Raw genomic sequence first — 23273 nt, forward strand, 5'->3', positions numbered from 1 at the left:
GTTCATAAACGCTTATAAGTAACATAATAGAAAAATATTTATCATCTTTATTGGAATATATTAATTCTCCTGCTTCCATATCCCCAATACTAATTGGTTCACTATTAAATAATTCTAACAATTCAAATTCATCATATTTTATATACATTTTAGCCCTCCATTGTTTAGGTATTACTGTAATTACATCTCCATTTTCATTTATAACTACTCTTATTCTTTGGGTTTGATATAGAAAAGTATCTGGAGCATTATTAGCAATAGTTTTAGAACTTTTAATAGCATCTTCAATAATCATTTGTGTTTTAGCAAAAACTATAAATTAAATGTAGGTAGCAATTCTTTCACGTTTACATATAAATCAACCTTTATTTTATTATACATAAAAGTACCCTACGGCATAGACTTTTTATAGTGTCTATTCTGTAGGGTAAATTTTTACTCTATAGGTTCTGTCTAACTAAATTATGTATAATTATTCCAATTATCTTTTAATCCAATGTTTATGCATATCAATTACAATATCATAATTCTCTTTGGAATAATATTCACAAGGACTTATACTATTCTTTAATCCTTGAACAACGTGAGGACTATTTTATGGATAACTGAACTTCTCCCAAAACTCCGTAATTTCTATTAATCCGTAAGTTGGACTATTATTTAAATTATTTAGTAAGTTCATTAGTAAAATTACTTGCCATTTTCTTTTTTCTACCTCTTTATTTGCTTTCTCTTTATTAGCCAACTTATTTATTAATTCTTCAATTTCATAACAATCTTTTTCCCTACAACTTGCCAACATTAAAATTTCTTCTTGTTGATTATCATTATTTACAATTAAATTTATTGCATAACTAATTATATCTTTCTCATTGAGTTGCCTAATAAATTTTTCTGGTCCGTACCATCCAATAATAATCGTTGTCCAATTTATGCTTATTTTATTTTTTTTAAATTGCTCAAGTTCTATCATGGTAATATCGGCCTCCCATTTATTATTCCATTCTCAATGAACATTCTGTGTGTTACCTTTCCATTTTCTACAATCCATTCAAATCTACCTATAATATCATTGTTAGACCCAGATAATTAATATGAATCAACTTCATCTATTATTTTTCTTATACCTATATCTTAATTATTATATTAAAATTCTATATATGTTTCATTATCTAAAATAGTTTTTAACTAATTTTATTACCTTATGCATTTGATTTAGTGATGATTAATATTATAATAGATACTCTTCGTATAATCTTAAATATTAAATGAATAATAAAAAAGAAACCCAGCAGTGACCAGTGTTAGTGGTGTGCTGGATAAAACAAATACAATATTAAAGGAAAATTTGCACCTAGAAATTACTCCATGTTAATATTTGAGTCTCTCTAAACTATTTCAGATACAATGCTATAAAGATAATTCCCCCCATTTCTCTCTGCATATTCAGAAATGTATTCAAAAGCCTTTTTCCTGCTTTCTTCAAGGAAACTTTGATTTGTTGATTTATTAATATACCAACTATCATAAGTTGACTCAAATCCATCTCCGTTGATTGAATAAACATCTCCTCCAAGAATTGCATACCCTTTGCTAATTAGAAAATCAACTACTTTCATAGCATCTTTTTCCTTCCATGCTATTTCATTTATACCTATAATTTTAAGACTATACCCAACCTCAATTAGTTCTCTTGGAAAATCATTTAGAAATCTAATATAATAATCTGTCATAATTCCCACCTCCTCTATTATTTATTGGGTTTAAACAATCTATGGTTGCAAGTTACTCCATCTGACTCAATAATGTACTCAAATATGCCATCCTTTCCCTTATAGCTACCAGGTATTTCTATTTTAGTTCTAACAATTTTATCTCCACCTGTTATTTTAGTTATTTTTCCATTAACACCAAATCCCTCAACACTCTCCGGAAAACTATGATAATCACCAAGCTTCATCTGAGCCTTTACTTTGTCCGTAAACTTTATATTTTCTAGTGGATTAGACTTACCCACTCCCTTACCAAACTTCTGTAAATCCATTTTCAATAGACCTTCAGCTTTATACAGATTTTTAGCTTCTCTAGCGCCTTTTAAGCCATCTCCACCTATGCCTGTGACCATTTTAATACCTTTACCCATTGGGAATAAGCATAGTAAATTCATTGCTGCGGACTTATTATCTCCTGCTGCTAAATCAAGACCCACTTCTATTACCCCTAATACTGCTACAGCTATTGCCGGGACTACCGGTATTGCAATGGCTGCTATTGATGCAATACCTACTATGGTTCGAATCATTTCCATTTTCTCTTTATCCTGAGCTATATTCCGAACCTGCCTAATTACTCTATGGGCTCCATTCTGTACACTTCTACTAATACTTCTACCCGTATTGTTAACCCATCTCCGTGCCCTCTGATAAGTTCTTCTTGCGGTATTTGTGAATCCTCTATACACATTTCTAACATAATTACTGGCAGACCTAACAAATCTTTTTACTCCACTAACAACTGCTGATGCTATTCTTTTTACGCCACTAACTATTTTTCTAACTCCTGTTACTACAGCTCTCTTAGTTGCGTTCCATGCATTTCTTATCCATCCGAACATATTTCCATCTTCATCTATAGCATTTACTGGATTGTTTCCACAATATGCAAATAAATTATGTGAAAGTATCTCTCCAGTTTTTCCTGCCATTGCATCTGCACTTATAAATCTTCCTAAATCTGGATTGTAATATCTAGATTTTAAATAATATAGTCCTGTTTCATTATCATATCTATATCCTTTATATCTATATGGATTCTTTACTCCTAAGGTATCCTTTAATTCTCCTTCTATACCTAAAAGTTTACCCCAGCTATCATAAGTGTAAGATACTATTACTTTTCCAGTAGCGTCTGATAATGCAATTATATCATTTTCTGCATTTCTTATATATTCTTTATAAATATATTGAAAAATGTAGGTAAATTTATTTTACACAAATCTACCTACATACCCTAAATTCTTACTTTTTTGATGGATTAAAAATCTTTTTCAGAATCCCAAACTTCTATAAACAGAAATCCTTTTAATCCACTGCTTTCTACTAAATTCTTAAATTAGTCCCATACAAACACATGTCCTTTTAACTCTGGGATTTTAAATATATGTTCATTGTTTATAGCTTCAGGTTTGAAAGCATATTTTATAAACCTCATAATTTCACCTGAGCATTTAAATCTTTTAACTTCTGATTTTTCAATATCAATACAATCTTTTACATTAATAACATTTATGATGAAATAATTTCCTTTGTCATATGAAAGTGGAAGAACTTCTGCATTATTGTCTAAGTACTTTTTTAAAACTTCAACAGCTTTACGACTAAATACAGGTAATGATCCTGAAAAGCTTGGCTTATCCCCTTTTCTTATTATTTCAATTTCTTCCACGGAAAATGGTATCCAAGTGTCCTTTATACTCTTTCCATCAAATCCATATGACATTAACTTATCCCAATCACTTTCATTATATAATGTAAAGTTATCATATTTATTTGCATCTGAATTCATTTTCCATACTTTCATATCTTATATCCCCCCTATTTTCTTAATGTGGAACTGTTGCTTTTATTAACTGTTCTTTAATATTTTCATAATACGAGTTAATGTGAATGCTTCTATGACCTGTATTTGTTATTTTATTCTAGTGTTCATAACTAGCTTGCTTCTAAAAAGAAAAACAGGAGTTAAAATCCTGTTTTTCTAAATATATAATTCTTTGAAATGCTATGATTGTTCCCATAATTCTTATTTTTTTAATATATCATTTTGATATTTCTTTTTAAAAAACATATTTACTTCATTTAACCAAACAATAGGTTCTTTTTTTATTGCTGGAAAATAAATTTCTGTATTTCTCTCTATAAACTCATTTTTTTCATCTATTGATAAATCTGAATTTGCAAAATCATTAATAGCATTAATGATTTCTAATAATGACTCTCTCCATAAATCAGAGTATTCTTTTATTGCATTTTCTGGCGATTCAATATCTTGATGAAAAGTACCACCTAAAAATATTTCTAATTTTTCTTTCCATTCCATAAAACTCCTCCTATTCTGATGGGTATGCAGTAAGAATATTAAATCCATCATTGCCATTACATCTTAATCTTAATATAAACTTTACATTCATAAAATCTTTAACTACATTAGAATCTTGATTAACTCCTATTCCCATAACATTATTTCAATCCTTAATTGCTGAATTTATTATATCTTTATGTCATATATTTACAAATACATTTTTTATTGTCTTTTCATATGTTTTATAAAAAAGAGAGCCAAGAAAAGTAATGTTACTTCTCCTAGCTTCTCTAATTATTAAGATCTAATCTTAAAATATACCTCAATAGCTTTATCTTTTGCTTGCTTTTGAAAGTAATAATTATTGGATATTTTTAAATATTCTTAATTCGATAAAAATTTTGATGTTATTATTTAACCATCCTTACTAACTACTATACATGCATCATCAGTAATATATTGTCTATCACAGATACAATACAATATAATTTATATCCTTTATATCATAAGTGATAGACTATTTATTCTTAGAATTATTTTTATTGAATAATATATATTTTAAATAATTTTATAAATTTATTTATAAAATAGTTCCATATTTAATACATATTATTATCTTCTTCAATTAACTCTACTCCCATTTGTGGATAAAATTTTACTCTTACCTTTTTTCCATCTTCATAATTTATAATCATATCTTCATGAATCTTGCTAATACTTGTTACCTTTTTCAATTTACAATTAAAAATAGCTTTTTCTTTATAAGACAAAGTTATTTCAGCTAATTGTTCATAAACGCTTATAAATAACATAATAGAAAAATATTTATCATCTTTATTTGAATATATTAATTCTCCTGCTTCCATATCCCTAATACTAATTGGTTCACTATTAAATAATTCTAATAATTAAAATTCATCATATTTTATATACATCTTATTCCCCCATTGTTTAGATATTGATGTATTACTGCTTTAATTTTAAGTTCTATTGAATATTTTTTTATCATAACAAATCACCCTATTAACTAAATTTTACAACAATAATTTTTAATATATCTACTTAACACACATTGATTTATTTCATTAGAAATATTTTCCTTAATTATTAAGCAATATTACTATTAATCAGATATCTTCATATAGATTTCATTTATTTCCAAACTATTATCTAAATTTAATTTCCATATTTTCTTTTGTTCATATCCTCCTATATTAATTCCAAAATAAAAAGATGTATCCAAAAATATAACTTGTTCATTCTTTAACTTTATTTCAATAGGATCACAAATTAACTCTTCTTCTTTTTTTTCTAAATTATAAAACTTAATATTATCTATACAATTACTTATTGTACCATCTTGTGTTAAAATAATTTCACTGACAGATGACTTACCTTTTATCATATCTTTATCAATTTCAAAATTATGATTTACTGAACTTACAACTTTAATCCTAAGTTTAGAATATTGATTAATTGATTCAAATTCTATAAATTTAGAATTAATTTCAAAATATATAAATCTTAAATCAGGATAAAACTGTGCTATCCCATATTCAATATCAACGAATCCTGTTAGATATATATTCTCAATATCATTATTTTTTAGTAATTTTTTAAATTTATGCATTGATAAATACATTCATTTAAATATATACAAGTCTTTTGCTTGATTTAAATATCCTATTGATAGTCTTTTATAATAGAAACTCAAGAATCCTTTTATTCAAGTTATCATATCCCAGTATATTATTTTAAGAAATATAGGCTTATTAATTCCATATTCCTTCAATGTAAGAGTTTTAAATAATTCTTTTAAATACTCAATTAATATCCTAAATCTATCTTTATCTTTTTCGATTAACTTAATTGGATTAGTCCATACAATAGCTAATTTTCTTCCCTTTCACAATCAAATCCCACCAAAGTGAATCCACTAAAGCATTAAAATTAACATTTCCTGAAAGTGGAGGATATTGTGGCAACTCTCTTTTAAACTATTTAAATAAATCTTCAATAAATTTATTCTCATTACCCTTAATATTATATATCTTATACTCTGTATCTTCTAAATACTTATAAACAAAATCACTATTTTTACTATACATAATTTAATTTTTTAAGGCTCACTTCTTATATAACTTTACCATTTAGCAAAGAAATTTTATAATCTACATCTTCAACAGTGAGCTTAACATAATTATCATAAAAAGTAAAATCACTTATAACTTCACTATTATAAGTCCAAATTTTATCACCTTCAGTAGTTAAACATTGAATACCTAATTCACAAAGAATAAACATTTTATCCTCATTTTCTTTAATCATTAGCTCAAAAATTATAGAATCACATAATATATTCTTTATAATTTCATTCTTCCTTAAGTTAATTATATAAATTGATCTATCTGATGCCAATACAATTACATCTATATTTTTTAATTTTACTATAATAGGCAAAATGCCATGATCTTCATTTAAAATACCTATAAATTTTTTCATATTTTCAGTCAGTTGCTCAATCATATAAAACTTCTTCTTAACTTGTACATCATTTCCTACTATAATTCCTTCATTCACTCTTATATATTCTCTTAATTCTGACTCAGAATCTAATTCATACATATTAAATTCAACACTATTCATAATTAATCTCATCATTTTCCTCCAAACAATTGAACTGTAATTAATTTCCCCCCATCCCAAACAGACTCAATCTTAAGTAGCCCATTTGGTCCGGAAAGAAGAGATTCCCTAACAGTTCTTCCATTATCCAATAGATTCCTTATAATACCGCTCTTTTGAATCAGTCTTAATATAAGATGATCCCAATTCTATGACAATACCATAGTTAATAAAATTAGTTCTCCCTTGCTCTAGAGTCATACGATTAGCCGAACTATATCTAGAAGGTTCATCGTTCCCATCATCCTCCCAAAAACAGACAGGACAAATTTTATATTGTCCTCGTTCTTTTAATGTTTTATATTGACAACACGGACATGCTGATAAACTTTCTGGTTGACCTTCAACGGTAATTTCTTTTCTTAATATTACTGAAATCTTCTTAGACAAATACTCATTTTTCACACCTATAAACTCATATTTTAATGCCTCTATCAATAATGGATTATATCTTGTGTTCATAACATCAAAACATGGCTCATCTGACTCAAGAAGTTCTGTCTGTAGTATTTCTGGTAATGCCTGAAATTCTGTATCTTCACTATCAATTTGCCACCAATTAATTAGTAATTCTTCACGTTTTTCTTTAGTAATCATTGTTAGTTCATTCTTACAAATTATTGTAATAGCTTTTATTCTGTCCAAATCACTTTTTCTCCTTTCTATTTTATTCCACTTAGTTGTTTTGCCAAGTTAACTGCTGCTTCAAATGGATCAGTATCTCTAAAGTCCGCCTTATAGAAAGTTCTGATTTCACGAGATCTTGCTTGACCTACAAGAACACGACGAGTTGACTCATCATATTTTATTATAAAATTACCGACTTTTGTTTCCCTAAATACAGAATTCGACTCAACTGCAAAATCTTTTGCTAACTTTAAATACTGATTTTGCGTGACATTTCCAAATTCATTACCATGCTTTATGAAGTGTTCTGCTAGTTCACCTTTACTGAAACCTTTCCATTTTACAGCTTCAGCCACTGCATTACCAAACTTCTGTAAATCCATTTTCAATAGGCCTTCAGCTTTATACAGATTTTTAGCTTCCCTAGCGCCTTTTAAGCCATCTCCACCTATGCCTGTTAACATTTTAATTCCTTTTCCCAGTGAGAATAAGCTTAACAAACATACTACTGGTGCAGTATCATTTCCATTTCATTAGGCTAAATCAAGGTTCAGGTATATTTAATTTAATTCCCTGCTACGTCTATTTCATACTTATATTTATTGATAGTTATTTGTGTACTCAATCAAGTAAATATTCAACTAAATTTATACTATCATTCATATAATCTGCTAATGTAATTATATTACATTATGCATTCCTTCATATAATTAATATTATAATAAATATTCTTCCTATAAACTTAAATATTAAATTAATAATAAAAAAGAAACCCAGCAGTGACCAGTGTTAGTGGTGTGCTGGATTATTAAAAATCTTTATTAATCTAATTCTATATTATCATAAGCATCTCCAAGTGGCTCAAAACTTTCTTCTAACCAATACCAGCTATAACCTTTGCTTTTTATAAGATTAGATAACAGTTCTGTAAAATTCCTAGCAATAACAGGACATTCTCCAACAATTCCATGTCTATCCCAAAAACTATCATAACATTTACCTAACCTTTTTGAGTTCAAATCAATTGTAATATAATCTCCGTTACAATCCTCCCCAATAATATACCATTCTGAAGTAATATCTTCCTCGCATAATTCCCCTATAATTATGGGATTATCTAATATAAATTTTTCTGGTGGAACTATATTAATAGCATAGCTTTCTCCTTCAAATAATGAAATTCCTCCACAAAGTTCATAAAATTCCTTTACATCTTCTGGCAATATATGTTTTTGATTTGGTATAGGTAATTTTTTTTGAGAATATACTTTACAATTAGGTAATGTCTTAATCTTTTCTATAAGCAATTTAATATCCACGAACGTACGTCCTCATATATCTATTTTTGTTCATATATATTGATTAAAGTGTTTATAATATCCTTTTGTTGCAACACCTAGAACTCCTGCTGTAGCAAATATTTTTTCACTTAGTCTTTGAACTTCTTGAGGGGAAACTTGCATCCAGTCAATATAGCTAATTCTTAAATACAAAATTTTGAAAACATTGCTCCCTTCCCAAAAAGAAATGTTTTTAGTATAATTGGATTATCAACTCCATATTGTTCTAATAAGAGTTCCTTAGCTACTTCATTTATACATTGAATTAACTTCTCGAATCTCTTCTTATCTTGTTTCATAAGTTCATTAGGATATTGCCAAAAAATCACTATTTTTTCATAATCTTGGTTATCAAGACCACCCCACAATGAGTCCACAAAAGCATCAAAATTTACATTTCCTGACAATGGAGGGTCTAGCGGTAATCTATCTTTTATACAAACAAATAATTCATCAATAGTAGAAATTCTTTCTCCATTAATATAGTATATTTTATAATCCATATCTTCAATTTGCCTAATCGCAAATTCATAGTCATCTATATCAAAATAAAAAATTGTATTTAATTCTTTCACTCTTCTACTCCTCACCTTATTCTTACAAATGCTGGCTTTGCTGCATCTCCATAATGAGTCCATGTATAATATAATTCACCTGTTTCTACATTTTGAACTATTCTTCTAGCACCAGCATTTGTAGTACCTACAGGTGGTGAAACTCTATACTCTACATATTTACCATTTGGTAAATACTGCTGATAGTTACCAAATTTTATTCCCCATCTTTTTGCTAAACTACTGCTTGGTTTTGTGCCATTATCAATATACTTTAATGTATTTAATACTGCTTGTTCTTCCTCTAGTGGCAAGCTCTTAGGCATAATCCATGAGATTTTTTCCCCAGCATTACCAAACTTCTGTAAATTCATTTCCAATGGGCCCTTAGTAGCAATCTTATACAGATTTTTACCTTCCCTAGCACCTTTTAAGCCATCTCCACCTATGCCTGTAACCATTTTAATTCCTTTTCCCAGTGGGAATAAGCTTAACAAACATGTTGCTGCCCCAATATTATTTCCTTCGGCTAAGTCAAGTCCCAGTTCTATTACCCCTAATATTGTTACGGCTATTGCCGGAACTACCGGTATTGCAATGGCTGCTATTGATACAATACCAACTATGGTTCGAATCATTTCCATTTTCTCTTTATCCTGGGCTATATTCCGAACCTGCCTAATTACTCTATGGGCTCCATTCTGTACACTTCTACTAATACTTCTACCCCTATTACTAACCCATCTCCGTGCTTTCTGATAAGTTCTTCTTGCAGTATTTGTGAATCCTCTATAACACATTTCTAACATAATTACTGGCAGACCTAACAAATCTTTTTACTCCACTAACAACTGCTGATGCTACTCTTTTTACTCCACTAACTATTTTTCTAACTGCTGATACTACAACTCTCTTAGTTGCGTTCCATGCATTTCTTATCCAATTAAACATGTTCCATCTTGATCTATAGCAAAATATCTCATCTATTTATTTGATATAATTGCTAATTGAGAAATTATCAATGAAGAATTTTTAGAAGATATTATGCCGTGGGCAAGCAGCCTTCCGGCTTTTGTGAGGACTGTGAAAAATAAATAGAATGATTTTCCTATAAATTTAAGTATTAAATTTTAAAAACCTGTAAATGTGTAGATTTTTTCTACTACAGGGTTTATTTTAGCATGAAATAAATTGTATTTATAGGCGTCGATTCTTTGACGCTTACTTAACTACTCATATATATTAACTGATAAAAATAATGAACCAACCTACTTAAATTTCAGCTGATTCATTTCATGTTTTCACTGCATTATTATAATTATGCAGTCTTAAATTATCTTACTTTTATTGATTTAATACTATTCTTCTATTATTAATTTTTATGCAGTTAAAAGAATTTTTTTGCAGTTACATTTGATTTTTAAAATAAACACTAACTTCATCAAAAATATCATACTTATTATCTTCTGAAATTTTTCTATCAATTAATTTTTCTATTTTATTACATACTGAGTTCTTATTATAATCATTCATAATAAAATATCCTTTTCCTATCTCAACTGCATCTCTCACCAACATTTTTTGAAGTTTTTTAGGGCTAACAATATCAAAAGAATAGATTTCTGCTCCTATTTCATCTTTAAAACCAATATCTACTTGACATGATATGAAAAAATCATCTATATCATCCCATATTTCATTAATTACATTATAAGCTTTTATTTCTAATTTCATTTTTAATCTCCTATTTACCTAAAATATCAATATGGACATTCTTTAATTCTTTATTTGTTATGTCCCCGAATTCATTGATATACTTGTAGTTTTCTGTGAAGTTAGCTCTCCACATTCCTTCTTTAGGTTTATATTGCATTCTAAAGGCTCTCATTCCATCACTACTTGAGTACCCAATTACATTACCTGCATTATCAGTTATTGTTTTATACCCTTCACCAACCCAAGACTTACCTGTATTTAATGCTATTTCTTCTGTAGCACTTCCAAGTGTAGTTAATCCTTTATCTATTTGTTTTATTCCTAATATTGTTTGAACTTCATTTAGATTATCAACATAGTTAGGATGCCACCATTTTGATTTCACAACATTATCCATTTGTTTAGTAGCAATCTTATACAGATTTTTACCTTCCCTAGCACCTTTTAAGCCATCTCCACCTATGCCTGTGACCATTTTAATACCTTTACCCATTGGGAATAAGCATAGTAAATTCATTGCTGCAGACTTATTATCTCCTGCTGCTAAATCAAGACCCACTTCTATTACCCCTAATACTGCTACAGCTATTGCCGGGACTACCGGTATTGCAATGGCTGCTATGGATGCAATACCTACTATGGTTCGAATCATTTCCATTTTCTCTTTATCCTGAGCTATATTCCGAACCTGCCTAATTACTCTATGGGCTCCATTCTGTACACTTCTACTAATACTTCTACCCGTATTGTTAACCCATCTCCGTGCCCTCTGGTAAGTTCTTGTTGCAGTATTTGTGAATCCTCTATACACATTTCTAACATAATTACTGGCAGACCTAACAAATCTTTTTACTCCACTAACAACTGCTGATGCTACTCTTTTTACTGCACTAACTACTTTTCTAACTCCTGTTACTACAGCTCTCTTAGTTGCGTTCCATGCATTTCTTATCCATCCGAACATATTTCCATCTTCATCTATAGCATTTACTGGATTGTTTCCACAATATGCAAATAAATTATGTGAAAGTATCTCTCCAGTTTTTCCTGCCATTGCATCTGCACTTATAAATCTTCCTAAATCTGGATTGTAATATCTAGATTTTAAATAATATAGTCCTGTTTCATTATCATATCTATATCCTTTATATCTATATGGATTCTTTACTCCTAAGGTATCCTTTAGTTCTCCTTCTATACCTAAAAGTTTACCCCAGCTATCATAAGTGTAAGATACTACTACTTTTCCAGTGGCATCTGATAATGCAATTATATCATTTTCTGCATTTCTTATATAGTAATATTCCTGACCTCTAAAATTTAAACTTACAAGTCTATCATCACCATCATAAGTGTAATAGATTTCTTCTTCTTCTCCATCATTATTATATATTAATTCATAGGTTACTTTATCGTCAACCACATGATAATATATATCTTCATCATCTGTTATTTTTCTTGTACGGATACCTTCATCATCATATTCAAATTGTATGTTTTTCCCATTGCCTTTTATTCCTGTTAAGTGTCTTCCTGCTTCCCAATCAAAGGTATATCCATCATACTTTGTAAAGTTACCTATACCATCTGAAGATACTTCTTTTGTTGTAGTTTTTCCATCCTTTGTAATTTCTATTTTTGTTAATTTATCTTTCCAGTTGTCATCTTCATATTTATAATTATAAATTGACTCTGGAGAACTGCTATTTAAATCTTTTTGCGTAGTATATTTGTATGTTTTTTTAGTTGTTACATTTCCTCCAGCATCATAATCATAAACTACAGTTTTGTCTATTATTTTGTTATCTTCTCTTATTAATTGATCAGCTTCATCGTAATAGTATTTTATCTTTTTCTCATTAGAAGCTCCTTTATTATATACAGCTTCATCTATATTTTCATTAGCATCATAACTATATTCTATTTTATTTCCATTATTATTTACTGTTTTTACAAGATTAGTTGTAGAATTAGAATCTTTACCTTTTTCATATTCATATCCAACATTTAATTTTCCCTTGGAAGTATTTAAATTTTTTCCTACTAATCTCCCTAAATTATCATAGTTATAATTTATATTTGTATATGAATTTGTAGCGTCTTTTCCTTCTTTAAATAAGTCGTTTATTTCTTCATCTTTAATAGCTTCCTTACAGTAGTTAAAGTTTTTAGTATATCCGTTAATTTGATACTTGCCTGGCACACTACTTCCCACGCCGGTAATGCATCCACTAAAATCTTTAAAATCTTCTGTAGTTTTTTCCATAGAGCTTTTATCCAAATAAATTTTGCATTTTAATACTTTTCCCTCTAACTGCCATCTTACTGCAGCAAAATGCCATGCATTAGAAGTTACAACATCATTTAATGTAATAACATTATTAAACTTACCATCATTCTTTATTACTCCTAAATTTAATTTATTATTTGAATCTATATAAAGGTTTAATAATGCTTTATCCGTTTCATTACTTAAAATAAGTCTTGAGTTTTTTGTGCCTGTTCCCTTGGTATTAAACCATACAGACATAGTTCCTGCCGTCTTTTGCGGAGTAAGCTTATATAGTGTTCTTGTACCATCTGATTGTGATGATGTATATGGTGAAGCGTATGGTTTATCTTCTACCTGAACCTTATCAAACCTTATCTTGTCATTATCTTTTACAGGACCTCTAACTGCAACCAATAGTTTTTTTGCACTTTTGGGTACTGTAAATGTACTATCTATTCTTGTCCATTTATTATTTTCTATAGTATGATTTTTTATAGTATAAGAATTTGGTATTTCTTTATTATTTGCATCATAGGCACTGATTGATATTACCGGTTGCGCATTTCCTATTCTTTTTGCAAAAGCACTTACATTGTATTGTTTAGCTTCCGAAAGTGGTGCAGCTAAATTATAATATTGATATGTTACTATATTAGTTCCTTTTTTAGTACTAGGATTACTATCATATATTTCTAAGCACTTAGTTCCATCTAATCCATCTTTCACAATTCTAGATTTCCCAGATAATTTACTCCAATCACTTGACCTCCAGTTAGCTAAATCACTTTCAAAAGAACTATTATTTAATAAATTTTTTGTTCCTTCATAATTTGATAACGCATTTTCTCCCTGTGTTTCAAATATACTATTGCTAGTATAAGCAGATGTTCCATTAAGACCAGAAGTACTATTATTTAAAGGAAATTTTTCACCCTTAGTCTCTTTATTTTGTCCTCTGTTATAATTAACATTAGTTAGTTTATTATCAGCATTATAACTATAGTTCGTTGCATAATCTCTACCATATATTTTTTCAAATATTGTCTTTATATTATTATTATCATCATAATTATACTTAGTAATTTCTCCATCAGAATTATTTATTTCTGTGATTCTGTTAGATAAATCGTAACTATATTTATACAACACATCATTTTCGATATCCTTTTTTAATGCCAAATTTCCATCTGCATCATAATTATAATTAAACTTTTCTACCTCTTTACCATCTTTTCCATATGATTGTGAGCTAACTCTATGAAAATCATCATATCCATATTTTATATGTTGATTATTTCCGAGATTCTCTTTTAAAACTTGACCTGAATCATCATCATATTCAGTACTAGTCAAATTTTGTTTATTTTTTCCTACTGTTACAGAAGAATTTCTTCCAAAATTATCATAATTAAAGTTATATTCAAATCCATTATGTTTTATAGAAGATAATTGATCTTCATCATTGTAACTATAGTCATTTCTAACTACTTTACCATTTACATTCTTCTCAACATCTTTTAATCTATCAACTGAATCATAGTTATTTGTTATAGCTGACCCTTTAGCATCTTTAACGCTTTTTAAATTTCCTTTAGTTGTATCATAATCATAAGTTACTGTATTCCCTCTAGAGTCTTTAACAGTCTTTATATAGTTTCCATCCTCAGTATATGTAGACTCTGTATTTATAGAAAGATTTTCATCTCCTACTTTTGCTTTAATAGGATTTCCATTTTTATCATAATCAAAAGAATATACCACATTTTCACCAGATATAGCATGAGTTAAATTATTTTTATCATCATAATTATACCTATAATTACTGCCATCTGGATTTACTTTATCTATCAATTCATTTTTCTCATTATATTGAAATTTAGATTCTTTTCCTGCTAAGTCCTTTACAGATACTATGTTTCCTTTTTCATCATATTTATAGCTTACTCCAAATTCTTCTCTATACATCTGAATTGCATCAAAATAAGCTTTGTTCTCATTATTGTAATATATACAATAAACCTTAACGCTTTTATAATCATTATCTGCTATTATCCTATCACAGATATATTGCCATTGGGATGAATCCTCATTAAAAGATATAGGCTTCCAATCAAACTTTCCATCATATCTTTCAAAACCTACATCTAAAGCAAAATAACGCCTTGATTTTAAAGCTACAGAATTAGCTTTAGCCCATCCACCTAATACAAATACATCACCTTTTTTACCGGATAAATTTAGAGATTGATATACATTTTTTTCTTTTGCTCCATCTCCATTTATAAAAAAAGCTGTTCTTTCTTTATCTAAGTTATTGGGATATGTAGTATCACTTTTATCTAAGGTAACTAACTTATCTTCTGCTGTACAATTTGGACTTTTACTCCAATAATCTTGTCCAATAAAGTTGGAATTTTCAACTAGATTATATCTATTAGCCACTACTCCTTCTTCCATTTGTAAACAGTCAAAATATGCAGTTCCTGTTTCTTCTATTACACCAGCTCTAGCATATACAGTATTACTAGCAGCATCTTTTGGTAACTCAAAGGCTATTTCATTTCTTATCCAATCATTATTTCCACTTAAAAATTTGGACTCTTCAGTTTCCCATTTTCCATCTTTGTTTTGATAGTTTATAAATATGGCTGCTCCTTTTTTACTTGAATTTGATATATCTTTTGTAGCCATATAAGCTGAAAAAGTATATTTTTTCCCTTTTTCTAAATTTAGTTCTTGACTATAAAAATGTCTACTATCTTTATTATTTTTGGTTATTTTTAATGATCTCTTTCCTGAATAATTAACAATGGGATCAAACTGTCCTACCCCTTGAGAGCTTCCCCATTTATCAACTTTCCACTTATCATCATACTCTGCATTATGATTTTTCAAAAAGTTTGTTATTGTTTTTTGCAACTTAGATTCCAATGTAAGTTTATTAGAACTTATCTCACTAGAATATTTATAATAAAGTGCTTGTCCATTTTCGTCTCGCACAGAAATTGTATTACCTTGATTATTAAATTGATATATTTCCTTTTTATTTATTTCTTGTCCCTTTTTATTTATATTTTTAAATTCGGTAACATTATAACCATATTTTAAATTAAGACTTGTTCCTAATTCATTGTTCATTCCATATTCAGTTATCTTAGATATTCTATTGGAACTTCCAGGATAATAGCTGTACTTAAAAGCTGAACCATTTACATTTTTAACTGTTTCTAACCTATTATTTTTACTATTGTATAAATATTGGGTCTTCTTCCCATCTATATAGGTTATTTGGGATAGCTTTCCACCATTATAAGCAAAAGTAGCCACTACTCTTCCTTTAGGATATTCTATACTCTTTAAATAACCACTATCATATACATTTAAAAATACTTCTCTACCAGCCCCATCTATTATTTTGGTTAGTGTAGCACCATTGTAAGAAAGAGTTATAGTGTTGTCACTCTTATCTTTTAATTTATATAAATATCCACTTTTTAAAAAAATAAGCTTATTATTATCTTTATCTGTAACTGTATATGTATTTAGTGCATCTTGAGGTGTAACTTTTAAATTTAAATCTATGCCAGTTTCATCCTCATATAAATTTTTAGATTTATTTAATTTAAAATAGTGTTTAGTGCCATCTTCATCTGTATAAATATATTTTTCATTTTTATACTCAATTCTTTGACTTAAATTTAGTCTAAATCCATTACCATATCCCTTAGCTTGCGCCTTACTAACATATTCACTATCATTATTAAAAACTTCATTTGTATTATATATATGTTTTAAAGTAATGGGCATTTTATTTCCATTCAACGCTAAATCATCATGTATTAAAGTTAGATTTCCAGTATAATCATTAACGTATACTGTACCTGATTTACCCGTATCTTGTGAATGATAGGTCCAATAATTTTCTATACCTGAAGTGTTAACATATGCTATATTAGCAACGGGCCTGTAAGCAGAATATTGATCTCCATTATCTGATGATAAAAATTCATTAACACCTGATGTAGGGGTTTCTTGTTTCTGTTTAAACATTATTCCATAATTCTGCCCTTCTGTGTACCATTTTTTGGCCACAGAACTTATATCCCATGAATATTTTTTCTTTTCCTTAACCATCTCGTAATCTAAAACTTCAGTATTATAATCCGGTTTATTATTCCATGTTATGGAACTAGAGTTCCAGTCCCTTTTAACTTCATGAACATTAACTTGATGAGCAGTTTTATTTACTGTTGGAAGAGTTAACTCCAATGTGGCTCTTACAACCATTTCACTAGAACTTAAACTAGGAAGTTTATTAAACTTTACAAAACCTCTACTAACCTTACTATATTTGCCATATCCTACAGTAAAAAAGAAATCCTTTTGTCTATTTTTAGTAGGTTCAGAAGAATTTACATAAGCATCTTGAATATCCTTAACTCCTAGGGAACTATTTTCTGTAGGGTCTATTTTTATAGGATATTTTCTTTCTATGCTATTAAGCCATTTACTATCAGGCTTTAATAAATATATATATTCGTCTCCATCTTTAATTAACTCTACTTTTATATCATTACTAGTGGCATTATTAGCATCAATCATAAAAGGAGCATCTATATCAAATATTTTTCTTTTATTATCTTCTGCATAAAAACTTACACTATTATCTTCTTCTATTTTTGGAGTAAGATTACTTGCTTTTATTTTGAATTTAAACTCTGGATTTTCTACCTTATCATTTAATATTATATATTCCTTTAATTTTTGTGAAGTAATATTATATTGAAGATCTATATTATTACGTATATTTTCAAATTTGACTTCTGAAGATACATTTGGTACAGTTTTATCTTTTTCATTTTCTTTTATAATTTCTTTTTGCTGGACTTCATTAAGATTACCTTTATTTTTTAATTTTAATTTTTTAACCTTACTTTCTACAGTATTATTAATATCATTTTCCATCTTATTTGTATCTTTAGGAATGATTTTTACTATAGAATTATTTATGTCATCAATCTTCCACTCAACTTTATATTTATCTCTTTGTATAGTTACTAATTGATTTGAATTAGCATTCTTAGCTATCTTAACTCTAAAATCATTATTTTTATTAACTAAGAATTTTTGTTTTTCTATTTTTTTATTTTGTATTTTTATATTATCTGAATTATTTTTAGTTACTGTATTTTGGGTTGCTGTATTTTTATTTTCATTTTTATCTACATTATTATCTTTTACTTGTTGTTTATAATTATTTTGCTTGCTATCAATCTTAATATTGTCTTGTTTATTTTCTATATTTTCATTATTAGATTTTTTTTCTTCAATAGTTTTATCTTTATTATTCTTGTCATCATTTTTATCTGTGTTTTTATTATCTAAATTACTATTTTGTTTCTTATTATCATCATTTTGTTTTTTATTATCATTTTTTTGTTTATTGATATTTTCTGATTCTTTTTTAACAATTTTATTATCATTTTTATTATTCAAATGGGAATCTGTTTTTTTAATATCTTCATTTTCTTTATATGTATATTCCTTTTTATCTTCAATTTCAGAAAAAGAATTGTCAATATCTTTCCATACACCCCTATCTAAATAATGTACAGGTTCATTATATATAACAGCTTCGTAGGTATTATCTTCTTTTATAAAGTGCTTAACATTACTTTCTCTCTTTTCTAGAGATTCTTTAAGTATTTTAGTTTCCACTTCTGGTTCTTGGTTTTCACTTACATTTCCAAATTGTGGCTCTACATATGTATTTCTAAACTTATTATTAACTGAATCTGCCAATACATCAATTGGAACACAAGAAACTATAATACACGACAGTAATATATATACTATACTTCTTTTAATTTTACTTATATTCATAAATTACCCCCTATAATTAATTTTTACAATTATTAATTATATATTACAAAATTGTTAACATGTTTTCAACCTTTTGTTAACTTTTTCTTTAAAAATTATGAACTTATGTATAATTGCTATATTAAAATATACTAAAAAATATAATTGACATTGACTACCCTAATATAATACTTGGTAAATTAATGGATACATGGTTATTTGAAAAAAATACAGCTTAAGACTTCTCAAAAATTATTAGTCCATAAAGCTATATCTATCACTGCTGATTGGTATCACTAGCTTACACACTTATCAACAATCTAGACCGGAATATGTTAGAATCGAACCCGGCCTTTTTATTTATAAAATTTAATGAAATTCATAAGTTCTCATAACCATTGATATTCCCTGCTTTAGAACATATACTTATTTTTATCAAATTAACTTAACTTAAAACTACTGTAGGAAAAGTATCAAAAAAATTTAGGTGGCAATATTGTAATTGCCACCATTTTATTATGGATATTCTTGATAATTTTATAACTAAAATATCCATATCTTCAATATATTAATTTTAAAACTTTTATAAATTATTTTCACATAAACATTTGGAGTAATCCATTATGAGAGTGGATAATTTATACTGGTTGTAGAACGCTCTTTTTAACCCATTGAGCTTTTTTGCCTCTTCCTATTAAATACCAATCTCCATATTGTCCATATATATTTACAGTTTCTCCTTGTTTTAACTCTCTAGAAATCCATGCTGTATCACTTGGATATATTCTTGCTGATACTGAAGATTGTATAACTTTATAAATAGTTGTTGTTATTGGGCTTTCAGTTCCTTTATCTGCTGTTGGAACAGCTGGTGCTAAGTATGTTGATCTTATCCATTTTGGAGTTGATCCCCTTGCCACTAAAGACCAGTCTCCATATCTTCCATATACATCTACTTTGTCTCCGTGATTTAATGTTCCAGTAGACCAGCCTGTATCACTTGGATACATTCTTACTGTTTGTGAATCTGGAATTATCATCATTAAGCCAGTTTCTATTGGCTTTTCATTGCCATTTAGTGCTGTTGGCACAGCCTTTGCTAGATATGTTGATCTTATCCATTTTGGAGTTGATCCCCTTGCTACTAGAGACCAAGGGCCATACTCTGCATATATGTCTACTTTATCTCCATATTTTAATGTTCCAGTAGACCAGCCTGTATCACTTGGATACATTCTTACTGTTTGTGGTTGCAAAACTGCAATCATAAAACCAGTTCTTACTGGTTTTTCATTTCCATTTAGTGCTGTTGGAACGGCTGGTGCTAAGTATGTTGATCTTATCCATTGTTGAGTATTTCCTCTTGCAATTAGAGACCAAGGACCATATTGTGCATATATATCTATTCTCTCTCCATACTTTAATGTTCTAACTACAGAAGCTGAATCAACTGGCGCAGTTCTTACGGGTTGAGGTGAAGTTACTATAAGCATGTAAGAACTTTTAATTGGTTTAGCATTTGGTGAAACTTTTGGATATTGAGTAACACCACTTATTCTTCTACCTTGATAAAATTTATATATTGGTGCAATTTTTACTACATCACCTGTTTTGGGAGAATGAATCATCTGTCCTCCACCAACATATATACCTACATGACCTGTATGTGGAAACACTAAATCTCCTGGTTGTAATTCACTCTGTGATACTGGAGTACCTACTCCAATTTGACCATATGTATCTCTAGGTAAATTTATACCTGCTGCATTTTTATATACATATTGTACAAATCCTGAACAATCAAAACCTGCTGGAGTTGTTCCATTAGTAGCATATGGTATACCTCTAAACTTTTTAGCATAGTCTACTATGTCTTGTCCTGTTGCTGCAGCCTTAACATTACCTACATTTAATGCTAAAGTCATAAGAACAGCTAAAAAAATACTTAATATGGTTATCTTTTTCTTCATGTTGCTTCCTCCTGTTTGTCTATTTATTTTGCATTTTTACCATTAATATCTATATTCTTCACAATTAATTCAATTCCTTCTTTTTTTATCCTTTTTCTTTTTACTTATTTATACATTCCTCTATATTTTTAATATGAGTTAAAATCTAGGTATAAGTTTTTTAATTTAATAACTAAAGTTACTAACTAAATAAATTGCATAATTAATAAAAAAGGATTTAATACTAAATATAAAAATATATCTTAGTATTAAATCCTTTTTCAATAATATATTAAAATATACCATTTGATTATAACTTATATAAATCCCTTTATTGTTTCAGCTCTCTTATAGGCTTTTTCCGTTATTTCTTTTGGATATCCAATATAATCTAAAAGTTTTATAGCATTTCTTGTGTTAGAAACTCCAACTTTTAATTTATAATCAAAATTTAATCCCTTTTTATTATTAACAGATTCACTAAAATAGTAAAATTCATAAGTATTTTTTAATATATCTACCAATTCTCTATCATGAGTAGCCACAATAGAAACTGTTTTCTTATTTTGAATATAAGAAAGTATTTCTGCTGACATAGCTATTCGCTCAATTGGATTTGTACCTCTAAATATTTCATCTATTGGACAAAATACAGGTAAGTCTTTTTTTAGAGCTTTAACTATTCTAAGAATTCCCTCTGCTTCTGCCATATAATAACTCTTTCCCCTTGATAAATCATCGTTAGGACTAATAGAAGATACTATATTAAAAATTGAAGCTTTGTATTCCTTAGCTAATGCAAAATAAAATGTTTGTGATAGCAATATGTTTATACCTAACATTCTTAAAAATGTTGATTTACCAGACATATTTGTTCCTGTAAGCACTATGCCTTTATCTTTAATAGAAATAGAATTTGATACAGGTTTATCTAATAGAGGATGTATGCCTTCTTTAATATCTAAACAAACTTCCTTTGTAAAAATAGGATTTACATAGAATTCCTTTAAGTTTTTCTGATAGCCAGATATAGATAATAGCACTTCTAATTCCCCTACAATATAAAATATATTCATTATGTATTCTTTCTTATTTTTTAAAACCTGAGATATCTTATAATAAGCACATTCTTCTATTAAAAATAGAACTGATATAACTTCAAATAATCCTTGCCACATATTCACAAATCCTATTAAAAATGTACCTACGTCAATATCTTTTACATGTTTAAGATTAGTATTTATGTTGTCTACGTAATTTTTAATACCATCATTTTTAATACTAGTTATTTTTTTAGCCGATTTTATAATCTCTCTTAAATATATTATTCCTCTAGATTTTATTGTGTTTCTTTCCATATAATTAACAATCATATTTAAAATGGCAGATCCAGCTATAAACTTAGCATAGCTTTCATTTACAAATACAGTAAATAAAATAGCTATTATAGGAAATATTTTACCAAATAAAGTATATAAATAATATTTAAGTTTGTTTACCACTAACTCACTTTCTATCATATCTAAAAAAGTATTTTTTCTGTCTCTTCCTAATCCGTAATATGTAACTAAAAGCTTTTCTCTTAATTTTAGATGACTTTTAAACAATTGAATTACTTCATTTCTATGCTTTAATTCTTCCTCATCCTTTAAGGGATTTCTCATCATATAATACAAGGCAGATTCCCCCAGAGTACTAGAATTTCTATCTAATTTTTCATAAACTCTATCCATATCCATATCAGACCAAGTTTCATCATCAATGGTATAGTCTTTTTTTTCTTTCATATCAAAAAATTTTCTTATATTTTTCAAGTTCCTCTTTTTATCAGAACCTTCTTCATATTGCTCTTTTGCTAAGCCCAAAACTACTTTATTGCTCAATTTCGTTCTCCTTTCAATATTTATTTCAATTTTTATATGGTTCCTATCTACTTATAATTATAAAATAACAAGCCTCAATATGTACTTATTAGAATCATTTCATTTATTATCATAAGTTAATTTATATATATTATAAAGACTTTCTGAATTATTATAAAGTTTTTTTTATTTTAAATGCAAGACCATTTATCATTACATATTTATACTTCATAAGTTCACTTCCTTTTTTACTTTACAAATCTCTTATTAAATCTGAACATATATAATTTAAAAATTCTTAAATCAATATAATGAAGCTCATGTTT

At 28.0% G+C, this 23273-nt stretch carries 19 protein-coding genes and 2 pseudogenes; all 21 read right to left on the reverse strand.

Annotation, left to right across the window (positions count from 1 at the left end; translation table 11 throughout):
* Positions 1–295: pseudogene (locus NGI68_RS15130) on the reverse strand (hypothetical protein); the annotation flags it as partial.
* A gap of 300 nt (positions 296–595) precedes the next feature.
* On the reverse strand, positions 596–973 hold the full coding sequence (locus NGI68_RS15135; protein ID WP_251862279.1) for a DUF2247 family protein: 378 nt from the start codon (positions 971–973) through the stop codon (positions 596–598).
* 415 nt (positions 974–1388) lie between these two features.
* Complete coding sequence (imm40, locus tag NGI68_RS15140) at positions 1389–1733, reverse strand: Imm40 family immunity protein (protein ID WP_251862280.1); 345 nt, start codon at positions 1731–1733, stop codon at positions 1389–1391.
* Positions 1734–1750: 17 nt separating this feature from the next.
* On the reverse strand, positions 1751–2971 hold the full coding sequence (locus NGI68_RS16980; protein WP_353505412.1) for an RHS repeat domain-containing protein: 1221 nt from the start codon (positions 2969–2971) through the stop codon (positions 1751–1753).
* Positions 2972–3111: 140 nt separating this feature from the next.
* Entirely contained in the window at positions 3112–3579 is a 468-nt protein-coding gene (locus NGI68_RS15155; protein WP_251862281.1) for an imm11 family protein, read from the reverse strand.
* Between the two features lie 222 nt (positions 3580–3801).
* The gene (locus NGI68_RS15160; RefSeq protein ID WP_251862282.1) at positions 3802–4098 is read right to left on the reverse strand and encodes a contact-dependent growth inhibition system immunity protein; all 297 of its coding nucleotides are present in this window, start codon (positions 4096–4098) and stop codon (positions 3802–3804) included.
* Positions 4099–4108: 10 nt separating this feature from the next.
* Positions 4109–4234 (reverse strand): hypothetical protein, encoded by a 126-nt coding sequence (locus NGI68_RS16985; RefSeq protein WP_286010123.1) that lies wholly within the window; start codon positions 4232–4234, stop codon positions 4109–4111.
* A 445-nt stretch (positions 4235–4679) separates the two neighbouring features.
* On the reverse strand, positions 4680–4946 hold the full coding sequence (locus tag NGI68_RS15165) for a hypothetical protein (RefSeq protein ID WP_251862283.1): 267 nt from the start codon (positions 4944–4946) through the stop codon (positions 4680–4682).
* 257 nt (positions 4947–5203) lie between these two features.
* On the reverse strand, positions 5204–5710 hold the full coding sequence (locus NGI68_RS15170) for a hypothetical protein (RefSeq protein WP_251862284.1): 507 nt from the start codon (positions 5708–5710) through the stop codon (positions 5204–5206).
* Between the two features lie 503 nt (positions 5711–6213).
* Positions 6214–6738: a hypothetical protein gene (locus NGI68_RS15175; RefSeq protein WP_251862285.1), complete on the reverse strand. Its 525-nt coding sequence runs from the start codon at positions 6736–6738 to the stop codon at positions 6214–6216.
* A gap of 111 nt (positions 6739–6849) precedes the next feature.
* The gene (locus tag NGI68_RS15180) at positions 6850–7410 is read right to left on the reverse strand and encodes a CPCC family cysteine-rich protein (protein ID WP_251862286.1); all 561 of its coding nucleotides are present in this window, start codon (positions 7408–7410) and stop codon (positions 6850–6852) included.
* Positions 7411–7427: 17 nt separating this feature from the next.
* A complete protein-coding gene (locus NGI68_RS15185; protein WP_251862287.1) occupies positions 7428–7856 on the reverse strand; it encodes a hypothetical protein in 429 nt (142 codons plus the stop codon).
* A gap of 357 nt (positions 7857–8213) precedes the next feature.
* Positions 8214–8711: an SMI1/KNR4 family protein gene (locus NGI68_RS15190; protein WP_251862288.1), complete on the reverse strand. Its 498-nt coding sequence runs from the start codon at positions 8709–8711 to the stop codon at positions 8214–8216.
* A 30-nt stretch (positions 8712–8741) separates the two neighbouring features.
* Positions 8742–8885 carry a hypothetical protein gene (locus NGI68_RS15195; protein WP_251862289.1) on the reverse strand — a complete coding sequence of 48 codons (144 nt, stop codon included), beginning with the start codon at positions 8883–8885 and terminating at the stop codon, positions 8742–8744.
* Positions 8876–9307: a barstar family protein gene (locus tag NGI68_RS15200; protein WP_251862290.1), complete on the reverse strand. Its 432-nt coding sequence runs from the start codon at positions 9305–9307 to the stop codon at positions 8876–8878. The genes NGI68_RS15195 and NGI68_RS15200 overlap by 10 nt, the downstream gene beginning before the upstream one ends.
* Positions 9308–9318: 11 nt before the next feature.
* Positions 9319–10095, reverse strand: coding sequence for a ribonuclease domain-containing protein (locus NGI68_RS15205; RefSeq protein WP_251862291.1), 777 nt, complete (start codon positions 10093–10095; stop codon positions 9319–9321).
* Complete coding sequence (locus NGI68_RS15210; protein ID WP_251862292.1) at positions 10076–10237, reverse strand: hypothetical protein; 162 nt, start codon at positions 10235–10237, stop codon at positions 10076–10078. Before NGI68_RS15210 ends, NGI68_RS15205 begins: the two co-directional genes overlap by 20 nt.
* Positions 10238–10693: 456 nt before the next feature.
* On the reverse strand, positions 10694–11020 hold the full coding sequence (locus tag NGI68_RS15215; protein WP_251862293.1) for an Imm8 family immunity protein: 327 nt from the start codon (positions 11018–11020) through the stop codon (positions 10694–10696).
* 10 nt (positions 11021–11030) lie between these two features.
* Positions 11031–19157: a DNRLRE domain-containing protein gene (locus NGI68_RS15220; protein ID WP_251862294.1), complete on the reverse strand. Its 8127-nt coding sequence runs from the start codon at positions 19155–19157 to the stop codon at positions 11031–11033.
* 1505 nt (positions 19158–20662) lie between these two features.
* Positions 20663–21106 (reverse strand): annotated as a pseudogene (locus tag NGI68_RS17310) (C40 family peptidase); the annotation flags it as partial.
* Positions 21107–21402: 296 nt separating this feature from the next.
* Positions 21403–22968, reverse strand: coding sequence for a MutS-related protein (locus tag NGI68_RS15230; RefSeq protein WP_251862296.1), 1566 nt, complete (start codon positions 22966–22968; stop codon positions 21403–21405).
* Positions 22969–23273 lie beyond the last annotated feature (305 nt).

Source organism: Clostridium sp. Marseille-Q2269 (genome assembly GCF_943736985.1).
GTDB lineage: Bacteria > Bacillota > Clostridia > Clostridiales > Clostridiaceae > Clostridium_F.